The following is a 13,671-nucleotide window of genomic DNA, read 5'->3' on the forward strand; positions in this document are numbered from 1 at the left end:
CTTAAAAAATGCAAAAAGCAATCATCGCTCTTATACTTTTCGTATTTTTGCAGTCGAATTAATCAGTTTAAATAAAGGTAATAGGTTATGTTAAGAAAACAATTAGTATCAGTAACGGCTGTAGCAGTATTAACTACTGGTGTTGCTTTCGCTGCAGTGCAGCAGGATAGGGTAATGTATAGGCAGGCAGATGGCACCTATGTTGTCAATACGACCACTCTCTGTCAAAATGTCAAGGGCTTTAAGGGTGCTACACCCTTGGAGGTTTTTATCAAGAATAATAAGGTGGTTAAGGTTGAGGCTCTGCCAAATCATGAAGGACCAAAGTTTTTTGATAAGGTTAAACAAGGTCTTTTTCCAAAGTTTAGTGGCTTGAAGGTGTCAAAGGCAGCGAAGGCAAGTAGCATTGATGGGGTCACTGGTGCTACCTATACATCACGTGCTGTGAAGGAGAATATAGCTGCGGCCGTAGCTTACTATAAGAAGAATAAGTAAGAGTTAGATAACTAAAAAATAGAAAAAGATGATTAGATTAAACGCTTTTTTCAAAGTTAAGGCTGGTGTGACAACAGCCCAAGTGAAAGAACTCGCAGATGAGTTAGTAGCACTTTCACGTAAAGATGAAGGTAACAAGGGCTATGATTTGTTTGAGAGCACAACCCAACCAGGTGTTTTCCTTTTCTGTGAATCATGGGAGGACAAGGCTTGTTTGACGCGTCATGCTCGTTCAGAACATTTCACTCGCATTGTTCCTGAATTAGAGAAACTAACTGATGGTGGCTTAAGCATTGAGCAGTTTGAGCGCTAATCACATATAGCTCTCTCCCTTCATTAGCCTTGGTCATTGACTATTTGGTTGAAGAGGGGGATGAAGGAACTAAATTAAAAGAGCGTATCAAGAAGTATTCAATCTTCTCGATACGCTCTTTCATTATCTTTGATAAACCTTCCCTCTTTTCGGTATCTACTCTCCTCCCTTTAGAAGAGAAATCCTTTGAGAGGAACCGGGCCTTACTTTACATCCCCCACCTTAATCAAATACTCCGCAATCTGTACCGCATTCAATGCAGCACCCTTGCGAATCTGATCGCCAGTGAGCCAAAGTGTATTGCCATTGTCGTCAGCAAGGTCCTTACGGATACGGCCCACATAGATGTCATCATGACCAGCGCTCTCGAGTGGCATAGGGTAGACATAGTTCTGTGGATCATCAACGACTGTAACACCAGGGGCAGCCTTCAAAGCCTCACGAATCTCCTCAACAGAGAGTGGACGCTCGGTCTCGAACCATACAGCCTCTGAATGGCTACGGAGAGAAGACACACGGACACAGGTGGCAGAAGTGCGAACATCAGAGTGCATAATCTTACGTGTCTCGTTGAACATCTTTATCTCTTCCTTCGTATAGTCGTTCTCTGTCATCTTATCAATCTGTGGAATGACATTGTAGGCCAACTGATGTGGGAATTTCTCGATTGTCTTTACCTCGCCAGTCTCAACAAGTTCCTTGTACTGCTGCTGCAACTCTGCCATAGCGGCAGCACCCGCACCAGATGCACTCTGGTAACTACTGATATGTATATTCTTGATATGGCTGAGCTTATCGATAGGGTTCAATACGACAACCATCATAATGGTAGTACAGTTAGGGTTGGCAATGATGCCACGTGGACGGTTCAATGCATCCTCAGCATTAATCTCTGGAACAACCAAGGGTACGTCGCCATCTTGACGGAATTGGCTGGAGTTATCAATCATGATAGCACCATATTTGGTGATAGTCTCTGCAAACTCGGCTGATGTTCCACCGCCAGCACTGGTGAAGGCGATGTCTACATCCTTGAAATCATCATTGTGCTGGAGTAGCTTCACTTCATATTCCTTACCCTTGAATGTATATTTCTTGCCAGCTGAACGCTTAGAACCAAAAAGGACAAGGTCGTCCATTGGGAAGTCTCTCTCTGCTAAGATGCGCAGAAACTCCTGACCTACGGCACCACTGGCACCAACAATTGCTACTTTCATATCTTTTATCTTTATTTATTTCAAACCTATTCTTAGTTGCAAATTTACTATTTTTCTTGTAATGTGTGCTACAATCTATCTATCTTTTTAATATAATGTGATATATTTTATAAAATATCTTTGTTTATTCCTCATGCATTGTTCTTAGGCTATTATGTAGAGTCTTGAAGCGTTGCTCGCATGAAACAGAAAAGATATATACCTTTATACACAGTTAATGTTAGGTATGCCAAAAGTTTTTTCGTAACTTTGCAGACAGTAATTTATAGATACGCATGCTGAATTTATCCCAATATTTCCCGATAACTGACCCAACATTGATATTCTTTGTTGTCTTGCTGATGATATTGCTTTCACCTATCATTATGGGACGACTGCGTATTCCACATATCATTGGTATGGTGTTGGCTGGTGTTCTTGTAGGCAAGTATGGATTGAATATACTGGAGCGTGACGCTTCTTTTGAGCTGTTTGGACGAGTAGGATTGTATTATATCATGTTCCTTGCAGGGCTTGAGATGGATATGGGAGGACTGAAGAAAAACCGGAATAGTGTGATAGTCTTTGGTATGTTGACTTTCATTATTCCCTTTGCGATGACCTATTTCATGGGTATCAGTCTCTTGGGGTATCTCCCTTTAGCCTCCCTTCTGCTCTCGGCTATCATGGCGTCTAACACGTTGATAGCCTATCCGATAGTAGGACGATACGGTCTGACACGGCATACGAGTTCTACGTTGAGTGTGGGGTCGTCTATGATTGCGCTTTTCATGGCCTTGATAGTGATGGCATCTATTGTCAATTCGTTTCATGGAAATGGTGGAATTGTTTTTTGGCTGTTATTCATTCTAAGGTTCGTAGCTTATTGCGTGGGACTTATCATGGTCATACCTCGTGTGACCCGTTGGTTCCTTCGTCGATATTCGGATGCTGTGATGCAGTTCATCTTCATTCTTGCAATCGTATTCCTTTCTGCTGCCTTATCGGATGCTGTTGGTTTGGAGGGTATCTTTGGAGCCTTTCTGTCAGGCTTGATATTGAACCGTTTCGTACCGAGAGTATCTCCATTGATGAATCGCATAGAGTTTACTGGTAATGCACTCTTCATTCCTTATTTCCTTATCGGTGTGGGTATGTTGATAAATATACGCCTGCTCTTCGTCGGAAGTCGGATATTGTGGGTCGTATTATGTATTGTACTCTTCGGTACGTTGGGTAAGGCTTTGGCTGCTTATGTGGCTGCTCGCCTCTTTCGAATGTCTTGGTTGTCAGGTCACATGATGTTCGGTCTGACCAGTGCACATGCTGCTGGTGCTATAGCAATGGTGATGGTAGGACGTAGACTGGAGATTTCTCCAGGTAAATACCTCTTTGGTGATGAAGTCTTGAATGGTATTGTAATAATGATTCTCTTTACTTGTGTCATCTCGTCTATCATCACAGAGGGGGCAGCACAACGGCTTCGTCTACAAGAGAAGGAGGGTCAGGATATGATGAAGAACCTTGATGATGAGAAGATTCTGATACCTGTGAAATATCCAGAATATTCTGATAATCTTGTAACTATGGCAACACTGATGCGTAATCCACGTCGAAAGAGAGAGTTGGTAGCATTGAATGTTGTGTATGATGATGTGAATATGCGTCATAATCAAGCTGAGGGACAGCGTTTGTTAGACCATCTATGTGACTTAGCAAGTGCTTCAGATGTACCTATGGTAACGCAAGTGCGTGTCGCAGCTAATATTGCCAATGGTATAAAACATGCTTTCAAAGAGTTCCAAGCATCAGAAATCTTGATGGGCTTACACTTCCACAAAGAGATAAGTCGTAGTTTCTGGGGCGAGTTTACACGAAGTCTTTATAACGGATTGAGCCGTCAGATTATCGTTACACGTATCCTACAACCACTAAATACAATTCGCAGAATACAAGTGGCAATTCCTTCCCGTGCTGAGTTCGAACCTGGTTTCTATCGTTGGTTAGAACGTTTAGCACGTATGGCAGGCAACTTAGAGTGTCGTATCACGTTCCATGGGCGTAGAGATACATTGCAACTTGTTAACGAGTTTATCCGTAATCGTTTCTCAAGTGTGAGGGCTGAATATGAGGAGATGGAGCATTGGAAAGATTTGACCACGCTTGGTACGAAACTTCGGGACGACCATCTTTTTGTTATTGTGACGGCTCGTAAGGGTACAATATCCTATAAGACAGCCATGGAAAGGCTGCCAGAAGAATTGAATAAGTGCGTTAAGGGCAAGACTATCATGATTATCTTCCCTGACCAGTATGGTAGTGAGATGGATGATATGACCTTTGCTCAACCACAGCATACGGAGGAACGCAGTGCTTACGAGGCTGTTAGAGAGTGGATTAATAATAAGGTGTAAGAGGATATTAGGCTAATTAGGCCAATTAGGCTAATATGGCTAATAAGCCTAATAGCCCCAATAAAAGAATAGAATTATGATAGACATTAAGAACATAACTAAAAGTTTCGGCTCGCTTCAGGTATTGAAAGGCATAGACTTACATATAGAGAAGGGGGAGGTTGTTAGTATTGTCGGACCATCAGGAGCTGGTAAAACCACGTTGTTACAGATACTTGGCACATTGGATAAGCCAGATAGTGGGGCTGTCGTGGTGGATGGCATCGATGTAGGAAGCTTATCAGCTGGTAAGCTGAGTGACTTTCGTAACCAACACTTAGGTTTTGTGTTCCAATTCCATCAGCTCCTTCCAGAGTTTACGGCCCTTGAGAATATTATGATACCTGCTTATATCGCAGGGCGAAAAACCAAGGAAGCACGTCAGCGTGCCGAAGAACTATTGGAGTTTATGGGCTTGAGCGACCGTGCCAACCATAAACCCAATGAGCTTTCTGGTGGTGAGAAGCAGCGTGTAGCAGTAGCTCGTGCGTTGGTAAACAATCCTGCTGTCATCCTTGCTGATGAGCCTTCAGGTAGTTTGGACAGTAAGAACAAGCAGGAACTACACCAACTCTTCTTCGATCTCCGTGATAAGTTCGGTCAGACTTTCGTTATCGTTACACACGATGAAGGGCTCGCACATATAACAGACAGAACGATATATCTCAAAGATGGCTTGATACAGAACGATGTTTGTCAAGAGACAGAATGACATAAAGACATATTCTTTTAAAGACATATTTCCGAGGTGGAAGGAAGAAATTCACCGTTAAACCTTAATCAATCTGATAATACAATAGACACAGAACGGTTAATAAAACTGATTATAAACACAGCCTACGTGGTTCGGAGCCATTTGGTAGCTGGATACTTAGAGAGTGTATATAAGAAGGCTTTATTGTTAGAACTTGAAGATGCTGGGCTGAAAGTTGAGGATGAAGTAGAGTTGCCTGTGTTGTATAAAGGACATGTGATAGGCGATTTCAGAGCAGATATAATAGTAGAAGAATGTGTTATTATAGAGTTAAAGGCCGTTGCTCATTTGCTACCAGCACACGAGATTCAACTCGTAAACTATCTTACCATAGCTGAGATAGATAATGGACTGCTTATAAACTTCGGTGCTGCAGAGAGATTAGAAATTAAACGCAAGTATAGAGTTTATAATCCTCATATTTAATGTCTATGCCATTGGAGAGAGTATATCATTAAAGTCTATGTCATTAAAAGAATAGAGTCTATGTCATTATAGGAATATGTCATTATGTCATTCTGTCTAAAACTCATTCTGTCTAAAAACTATATATTATGTCTAAAATAAAGCTTGGAGCATACAACACGCTCACTGTATTAAAGGTTGCCTTACGTGAAGGCAATGGTGAACCATTTGGTCTCTACCTTGATGGTGGACCTGCTGGAGAGATTCTCATGCCTCAGAGGTATGTCCCTGAAGGAGCTGAGATAGGTGATGAAGTGGAGGTCTTTGTCTATCTTGACCAAGACGAACGTCCTATTGCTACGACCGAAGAACCCTTAGCGCAGGTAGGCGACTTCACTTACTTGGAGTGTTCATGGGTAAATGAGTATGGTGCTTTCCTCTCTTGGGGTGTGATGAAAGACCTCTTCTGTCCTTTCCGTGAACAGAAGAAGCGTATGACTATCGGCAATAGCTATATCGTTTATATTCATCTTGACGAAGAAAGCTATCGTCTTGTGGCCTCTGCAAAGGTGGAACATTACCTTAACGAGCAACCACGTGGCTATAAACACGGACAGGAGGTTGACCTGTTGGTATGGCAGAAAACCGACCTTGGTTTTAAGGTCATTGTCGATAATCAGTATCCGGGGCTTATCTACGAAGATCAAGTGTTCCAGTATGTCCACACTGGCGACCGTTTGAAAGGCTATATCTCTACTGTTCGTCGTGATGGTAAGATTGATTGTACTCTTCAACCCACAGGACAACAGCATGCAGAAGACTTTGCTGAGACCCTGCTTCAATATTTGAAGGATAACGACGGAGTATGTGATCTTGGCGATAAGAGCGAAGCAGAGGATATCAAACGACGTTTCCAAGTATCGAAGAAGGTGTATAAACGTGCCGTTGGCGACCTCTATAAGCGTCATCTTATCACTGTCGAACCGTTGTCAATACGTTTAGTAAAATAGAATAAATCCCTTTTTCTTATTTTTTTCGTACTTTTGCACATGATAGGCTGCACTCGACAAAGTGAGAACGAGTTCTCTTTTGTTCTCATTTGCACTATCTTTGAATAAGATAGGCTGCACTCGACAAAATGAAAGCAAGCTTTCTTTTGTTTTCATTTGCACTATCTCTGTAATCTAAATAAAGGATAATAATAAAACAATGCAGAATCAATTTTCAAGAACACAACTCCTCCTTGGTAAGCCTGCCATCGATACGCTTAATGGTAGTCGTGTGGCTGTCTTTGGTGTTGGAGGTGTTGGTGGATATGCTGTTGAGGTCTTGGCACGTAGCGGCGTGGGAGCTATTGATGTTATTGATGACGACCGTGTCTGTCTGACGAATGTCAATCGACAACTCCTTGCTACCACTCGAACAGTGGGAAAACACAAGGTAGATGTGGCTGAGGAGCGTATTCGTTCAATCAATCCACGTTGTATTGTACGGAAGTATCAAACTTTCTATCTGCCTGATAATGCTGATCAGTTCGACTTCTCTCATTATGATTATGTTATAGATTGTATTGACACCGTTACAGCTAAGCTCGACCTTATCTATCGTTGTCATGAACTTAACATCCCATTGCTCTCTTGCATGGGTGCAGCTTATAAACTTGATGCCACACAATTTCGTGTGACTGACATCTTCAAGACCATCAACGACCCATTAGCGAAGGTCATTCGTAAGAAACTTCGTAAGACAAAGATTAAGCATCTAAAGGTTGTTTATAGTCCTGAGGAGCCACTTGAGAGTATAGAACAGCCTGAAATCTCTTGCCGTTTCCATTGTATTTGCCCTGACAAGGATATGCGTAAGTGCACTGACCGCCATACTATCCCCAGTTCTAATGCGTGGGTACCAGCTGCAGCGGGACTTATTGCAGGTGGAGAGGCTGTGAAAGATCTTGTCAATCTTGCCCACACTATGCGCATCCGTCCTGAAGATGAGGCTACAAGTGAGCCTGCTCGCATCGCTCGTGAACGTGCTGCAAAGATGTTGGAAGAGCATAAACGAATCAAAGCAGAGAAGACTGCAGTGGATAAGTAATGTATTTATATTTTATTATTAAGGACATATAAGTCATTTCTGTCATCATTGGAAAGACATAGTCCTAAGACTACGTAAGAATATAAAAGGACATTTGGTGATGTTGCTATCCCAAATGTCCTTTTTTATTGTTTGTTGTCTTTAATGCCAAATCATACTATAAGATTACTCATAAATGAAGGTGAAATCTTTCTTTGCGGTTAGTGTATTGCCAACAAAACAGGTCTTAAGAGCGATATGCTCAAACTTCTTACGTTGCTTCTCATCAAATGAAGCTTTTAGATGGAACGTGATAGGAATACGTGTAACAGTAAAGGTTTGCATGTCTTCTTCTATCTCACCGACCTCAGCATAGCAACCAGAAAAATCTACACCGCCACGTTCTGCCTGCAAACCCATCATTGTCAAGCCACATGCAGCCAGTGCGTTACCTAATAGCTCCACGGGATTCTGATTTTCTCCTAAGCCTCCTACTGCCTTACCCGCATCAGTATTTATGGTTACAGCAGACCTAACGTGCGTTGCTTCAACTCGTCCTTTACCTTGATAAATAGCTTTTGTAATTGTCATAATTGTATCTATTAGAATTAGTAATAATACTTCGATTGGTTAATAACATTTATATGTCTCTTGCAAAGATAATAAAAGAATATAGATAAACCAAGCCTTGCTAATCTTTCAATCATCTTTTTCTTTTTTCTTAAAGTACAACCTTTAAGAAATTGTATTCTTGTTATATGCTAATAGGCTTGTGTCTCTACTCATCTCGGTTAGTCTGATTTTATTTAAAACTGTTATATCCTTTGCTTGCAGGTTAAACTATATAAAATAGGAGAAATAACTTAGCTTAATATTAGCGTGTTACCGATAAGTAACTTAACTTTGTAGTTACCGATTGGTAACATAGGCATATAATAGAATGAAAAGTAGAGAACAAACAGAAAGTAAGATACTTGAAGCTGTCGCAAGCATTGTTGAGAGCGACGGTTTCGAGAAGCTTGGTATCAATACTATTGCGTTAAAAGCGAATGTTTCTAAGATGCTTATTTATAGATACTTTGGTGGACTTGAAGAGTTAATTGCACGGTTTATAATGCAGAAGGATTATTGGGCTAACACTGATACGCTTATCCTCAATCCTCATTCGGTTGGTGATAGTATAAAGAGCATGTTTCGCAATCAGATTGAGCAACTACGAAACGATGTTACTTTAAGGCGGTTATGTCGTTGGGAGTTATCCTGTCATAACGCAAGCATTGACCGGCTTAGAGATAAACGGGAAGAGAATGGATGCAATCTAATCAAAGTGGTCAGTAGACTGACTGGGTGTTCTAATTCGGAGGTGGCGTCTTTAGCAAGTATTCTCTCGGCTTCTATCAGTTACTTGGCATTGATAGAAGATCAATGCCCTACGTATAACGGTATTGCTTTACAGACTGATAAGGGTTGGGAACAGATTGCACAAGGAGTGGACATGATAGTCGACCTATGGATAAAAAGTATTCAAGAAGGGAAAAATTAATTGTTTTATGATTTGTTTGTATGGGAGTTATGAATAATATAGTAGCACAAAATTCAGATTATCTGTTTATGATAGAGAGCGCTTGTAAGGCTCCTTCTGGGCATAACACACAGCCTTGGTTGTTTAAGATAGGTGCGTCTGAGATTGATATCTATCCTGATTTTTCAAAAGAATTACCTATTGTCGACCCAAGTCATCGGGAGTTATTCGTTAGCTTAGGCTGTGCGACAGAAAATCTTTGTATTGCTGCTCATGAGAAAGGCTATCATACTGAGGTCAAAGTCATAGAGAACTCCTTTATTCGAGTCCTACTTACAGGGGGGAAGGAAAAGCTGCCTGATTCTTTATTGTTCCCTCAAATCGCTGTAAGACAGACGAATAAACGTGTCTATAATGGTGAGGCAATACCAGAAAGCACCATCAATATACTCAAAATGGTTCCTATCGAACCGTCTGTATCTATTCATTTTTATAGAAATGGAACTGTTGATTATGAGAGAATAGCTGGTTGGGTTTATGCTGGTAATCGCTTGCAAATGAACGATGAGGCTTTTAAGACGGAACTTACTGACTGGATGCGTTATAATAAGAAACAACAGGACATTACACGAGATGGACTGAGTTATGCAACTTTCGGGGCTCCGAATATTCCTCTTTTTATGGCTAAGTTTATCATGTCAAAACTTATCAATGAGAAAACACAGAATAAAGGAGACCGAAAAAAGATAGCTTCTGCATCGCATCTCGTACTTTTCACAACAAAAGATAATACTGTTGAACAGTGGGTTGCTTTAGGTAGGACCTTAGAGCGGATGCTATTGTGCACAACACAGGTAGGTATCGCAAATGCTTATCTCAATCAGCCTAATGAAGAGAGTGGTATTGCAAAAGAAATGGCAAAGCAATTGCAAATCCCTATGGAATATCCTACTGTCTTAATAAGACTGGGTTATGGGAAGCGTATGCCTTATTCACTTAGGCGTGACTATAGGTCATGTATTCTCTCTGAAGAGTAAATTTGTTGACAAGAAATAGGTCATTGGATAGGTTAAGTATTATTCTCTTTCATAAAAGTACTATTTAGTAAGTTGGAATTATAAGCTTAACAACTTTGGTTCGTCCAACGCTTCGCATGATGTTTCAGACCTCTCTTGTCGCTTCAAGTCCTATTTCTTCGTAAGCCTTAGGTGTCTCAGTGATAATTGACGGAACTCCATGCAGGCTTTCTCCTTATAATACAAGCTGTTGGCCACTCCTTTTCTCTCATGGAAAATAGGTAGGTGGAACTTATAAAGAGAGGTGATTTTCTCCCTTGCTATCCATTGTAGCGAGAAATGGATGATTGAGCTTGCTCCTCTTTGGATGCTGATAAAAGGGGTGATATGAAACGTGCGAGCATACTTGTAGGGGATAGGGTGGTGGAGGCGTTGCCTCTTTATCACACTAACTTGGTAACCTTCCCATGCCTCAGAAGGAATAATAGGACTATGAAAAAGCGTTACATATCAATGATCTAAATACCCTCAAAATAGGAGTATAATATCTTAAAAAATCAGCCTTATAACCTTCATGAAATCAATAAGTTACAAACTGCGATGGAGAAGACGCCCTTCTTGCCTCAAGAAGGGCGTCTTCTGCATGCAAGAAGGGCATGTTCTCGAATGCTAAAAGGCCTCTTCTTCGAGCTTGAAGAGTATGTGTGGGATACGTAGGGTGCGAATAAAGACCCCTCCCCCAGCCCCTCCCCGAAAGGGAGGGGAGCGCCTAACGGGACACAGTTTGCCATGAAATTGTGGGTAGTTAGTACGTGTTAGCGTCTTTACTCAAACCATTAACACCTAACATTTACCACCCACCACCATAAAGGATGCTTTGATTTTGTGGGTAGTAAGTACGTGTTAGCGGCTTTACTCAAACCATTAACACCTATCATTTACCACCCACCACCATAAAGGATGCTTTGATTTTGTGGGTAGTAAGTACGTGTTAGCGGCTTTACTCAAACCATTAACACCTATCATTTACCACCCACCACCATAAAGGATGCTTTGATTTTGTGGGTAGTGAGTACATGTTAGCGGCTTTACTCAAACCATTAACACCTAACATTTACCACCCACCACCATAAAGAAATGGTCAGCTTAGTTTGCAGTTGGAGCCTCAAAGTCGTAAGCAACCTTAACAGCTTTGTCACGTGACAGCTGTCCGGGGTTAGTACCGGGTTCTCCTTCGGGTATTTCACGATGATAGAAAGCATAGAAGTGGACCCATGCGTCTAATATTTTCCCGTCTTTATCGTGGAAAGACATAGGGATTGTTGGGAATACAGGGAGGCCATGGTGGTCGACAAATGACTTCTGAACCAGTTCACTACAATAGATTTCTTTGTCGTCAGGCATGTAGAAATGGTCGTATGGACGGCCGAGATAGCTTAGTGCTCGGTTCATGGAAGTAGCCATATCACAGTCGACAATTACTCTACCAACAGCAATGAGCGGTTTTCCTTCTTTCCCTTTCGTACGATCGAGGAACTTGGTAAGAGGGGTGAGCGACACCGCTTTGCCATAAGCCTCCAGTGCATAATCGGCACTATCCGTATGATGGAAGATGGCCACGTGGTCAATCTTTAGTCCGTTAATGCCCTGTGTAGCATCTGTAATAGGGTTGCTTGTTTCCTTCACAACGAACATCAAGTCGCCTTCATGCAAGTTTTGCAGTGATATGTCTTCGTCTTGAAAGGACTCAGTAGAGCAGCCGACTAAGGAAATAAGGCACAGTAAGAGAAGGTTTGATACAATGTGTTTTAGTTTCATGATTGTTTTTCTGTTTATATAAGTTATATTTTAAGTTTCGTCAGGAGTGTTCTTTTAGGTAAATAAAAAGACGACCATCTCTTGTAGACAGTCGTCTTTTATTGTCTAATCCTTAGAACTCAGCGTTCTTTGGAGTACGTGCAAATGGGATAACGTCACGGATGTTCTGCATACCAGTAACGAAGAGGATGAGGCGCTCGAAGCCAAGACCGAAGCCACCATGTGGACAGGTACCGTACTTACGAGTATCAAGATACCAGTCGTAGACCTCACGCTTCATGCCACGATTGTCTATCTCTGTAAGCAACTTGTCGTAATCTTCTTCACGAACAGAGCCACCAATAATCTCACCAATATGTGGGAAGAGGACGTCAGTACCCTGCATTGTCTTGCCGTCAGGATTCTTCTTCATATAGAACGACTTGATCTCGCTTGGATAGTCAGTCATGATGACAGGGCGTTTGAAGTATTCTTCTACGAGATAACGCTCATGCTCGCTACTGAGGTCCATTCCCCAACCAGTGATAGGGAACTCAAACTTCACGCCGTCAGCGACTGCCTTCTGTAGAATCTCGATACCCTCTGTATAAGTAAGACGTACGAAGTCTTCCTTTAAGATGCCCTCCAAGCGAGCAATCAGCCCCTTGTCAATCATCTTATTGAGGAATTCAAGGTCGTCCTTGCAGTTCTCCAATGCCCAACGGACGCAATATTTGATGAAATCTTCCTCAAGGTCCATGAGCTCATCCTTGTCGATGAAGGCTACTTCAGGCTCTACCATCCAGAACTCTGCCAGGTGGCGTGGGGTGTTGGAGTTCTCTGCGCGGAAGGTAGGACCAAAGGTATAGATAGCACCAAGTGCTGTCGCACCTAACTCACCCTCCAACTGTCCAGACACAGTAAGGTTAGTACGTTTGCCAAAGAAGTCAGCGCTGTAATCAACCTCACCACCTTTTGCAACGCGGTCAAGGTCAAGTGTGGTTACTTGGAACATGTTTCCTGCACCCTCAGCATCACTACCAGTAATCAGCGGAGTGTGGAAATAGTAGAAACCATGGTCGTGGAAATACTTGTGGATGGCCATTGCCATGTTATGGCGGATACGGAAGACAGCACCAAAGGTATTTGTGCGAAGGCGCATGTGACCGTATTTACGCATATACTCGAAGCTCTGTCCCTTCTTCTGCATTGGGTAGTCGCTTGGGCAAAGACCGTAGATCTCAATCTCTTTACATTGTATCTCAGACGTCTGACCAGCGCCTTGGCTCTCTACGAGCGTACCGATAACGCTGATACAAGCACCTGTTGTAATGCTCTTCAGTTGGTCTTCGTCGATAGTAGAAGGGTCGACAACAACCTGAATGTTCTTAATTGTAGAACCATCATTCAAGGCGATGAAGTCAACAGCCTTGCTGCTTCTATGAGAACGAACCCATCCCTTTACGTTGATATCCTTACCAAAATCGGTGCAAGCAAGTGCATCGACGATTTTTGTTCTTTTCATTTGTTATATTGTAATTAGGTACTCCCCAAGTCTCTCAAAAGGCGAGGAATGCTGTTAGTCCATGTGTCTAATGCCTTAATAGTGGCATTGTTAGGTCTCGCACATCCACTTTTTTTGAGAGG

General features: G+C 42.0%; 14 protein-coding genes. 9 read left to right on the forward strand and 5 right to left on the reverse strand.

The window, feature by feature from the left end; translation table 11 throughout:
• Positions 1–87: 87 nt before the first annotated feature.
• Complete coding sequence (locus tag AXF23_RS11695; protein ID WP_107625407.1) at positions 88–495, forward strand: FMN-binding protein; 408 nt, start codon at positions 88–90, stop codon at positions 493–495.
• A 28-nt stretch (positions 496–523) separates the two neighbouring features.
• The gene (locus AXF23_RS11700; protein WP_089367094.1) at positions 524–808 is read left to right on the forward strand and encodes a putative quinol monooxygenase; all 285 of its coding nucleotides are present in this window, start codon (positions 524–526) and stop codon (positions 806–808) included.
• A 203-nt stretch (positions 809–1,011) separates the two neighbouring features.
• Here the strand turns inward: AXF23_RS11700 and AXF23_RS11705 are convergent, their stop codons facing one another.
• Entirely contained in the window at positions 1,012–2,025 is a 1,014-nt protein-coding gene (locus tag AXF23_RS11705) for an aspartate-semialdehyde dehydrogenase (RefSeq protein ID WP_107625408.1), read from the reverse strand.
• Between the two features lie 275 nt (positions 2,026–2,300).
• Here AXF23_RS11705 and AXF23_RS11710 point away from each other — a divergent pair, with 275 nt between their 5' ends.
• From AXF23_RS11710 to AXF23_RS11730, 5 genes are all read left to right on the forward strand, one after another.
• Entirely contained in the window at positions 2,301–4,418 is a 2,118-nt protein-coding gene (locus AXF23_RS11710; protein WP_107625409.1) for a cation:proton antiporter, read from the forward strand.
• A gap of 76 nt (positions 4,419–4,494) precedes the next feature.
• Positions 4,495–5,169, forward strand: coding sequence for an ABC transporter ATP-binding protein (locus tag AXF23_RS11715; RefSeq protein WP_107625410.1), 675 nt, complete (start codon positions 4,495–4,497; stop codon positions 5,167–5,169).
• A gap of 84 nt (positions 5,170–5,253) precedes the next feature.
• A complete protein-coding gene (locus tag AXF23_RS11720; protein ID WP_107625884.1) occupies positions 5,254–5,637 on the forward strand; it encodes a GxxExxY protein in 384 nt (127 codons plus the stop codon).
• 128 nt (positions 5,638–5,765) lie between these two features.
• On the forward strand, positions 5,766–6,626 hold the full coding sequence (locus AXF23_RS11725) for a CvfB family protein (protein ID WP_107625411.1): 861 nt from the start codon (positions 5,766–5,768) through the stop codon (positions 6,624–6,626).
• 199 nt (positions 6,627–6,825) lie between these two features.
• Positions 6,826–7,710: a tRNA threonylcarbamoyladenosine dehydratase gene (locus AXF23_RS11730; RefSeq protein WP_107625412.1), complete on the forward strand. Its 885-nt coding sequence runs from the start codon at positions 6,826–6,828 to the stop codon at positions 7,708–7,710.
• A gap of 165 nt (positions 7,711–7,875) precedes the next feature.
• Here the strand turns inward: AXF23_RS11730 and AXF23_RS11735 are convergent, their stop codons facing one another.
• Positions 7,876–8,280: an OsmC family protein gene (locus tag AXF23_RS11735; RefSeq protein ID WP_009012682.1), complete on the reverse strand. Its 405-nt coding sequence runs from the start codon at positions 8,278–8,280 to the stop codon at positions 7,876–7,878.
• 349 nt (positions 8,281–8,629) lie between these two features.
• On the opposite strand from AXF23_RS11735, the gene AXF23_RS11740 reads away from it, so the two are divergent.
• Positions 8,630–9,232, forward strand: coding sequence for a TetR/AcrR family transcriptional regulator (locus tag AXF23_RS11740; RefSeq protein ID WP_107625413.1), 603 nt, complete (start codon positions 8,630–8,632; stop codon positions 9,230–9,232).
• Positions 9,233–9,252: 20 nt separating this feature from the next.
• Positions 9,253–10,248, forward strand: a complete 996-nt coding sequence (locus tag AXF23_RS11745) for an Acg family FMN-binding oxidoreductase (RefSeq protein ID WP_107625414.1) — start codon at positions 9,253–9,255, stop codon at positions 10,246–10,248.
• Between the two features lie 150 nt (positions 10,249–10,398).
• Here the strand turns inward: AXF23_RS11745 and AXF23_RS15860 are convergent, their stop codons facing one another.
• The 3 genes from AXF23_RS15860 to asnS form a co-directional block, all read right to left on the reverse strand.
• Positions 10,399–10,674, reverse strand: coding sequence for a hypothetical protein (locus AXF23_RS15860; protein ID WP_146156742.1), 276 nt, complete (start codon positions 10,672–10,674; stop codon positions 10,399–10,401).
• 699 nt (positions 10,675–11,373) lie between these two features.
• Positions 11,374–12,045 (reverse strand): YiiX/YebB-like N1pC/P60 family cysteine hydrolase, encoded by a 672-nt coding sequence (locus tag AXF23_RS11750; protein ID WP_107625415.1) that lies wholly within the window; start codon positions 12,043–12,045, stop codon positions 11,374–11,376.
• A 112-nt stretch (positions 12,046–12,157) separates the two neighbouring features.
• Positions 12,158–13,549, reverse strand: a complete 1,392-nt coding sequence (gene asnS / locus AXF23_RS11755; RefSeq protein ID WP_107625416.1) for an asparagine--tRNA ligase — start codon at positions 13,547–13,549, stop codon at positions 12,158–12,160.
• Between the last annotated feature and the right edge of the window lie 122 nt (positions 13,550–13,671).

It is taken from the genome of Prevotella sp. oral taxon 313 (genome assembly GCF_003043935.1).
Classification (GTDB): domain Bacteria; phylum Bacteroidota; class Bacteroidia; order Bacteroidales; family Bacteroidaceae; genus Prevotella; species Prevotella jejuni.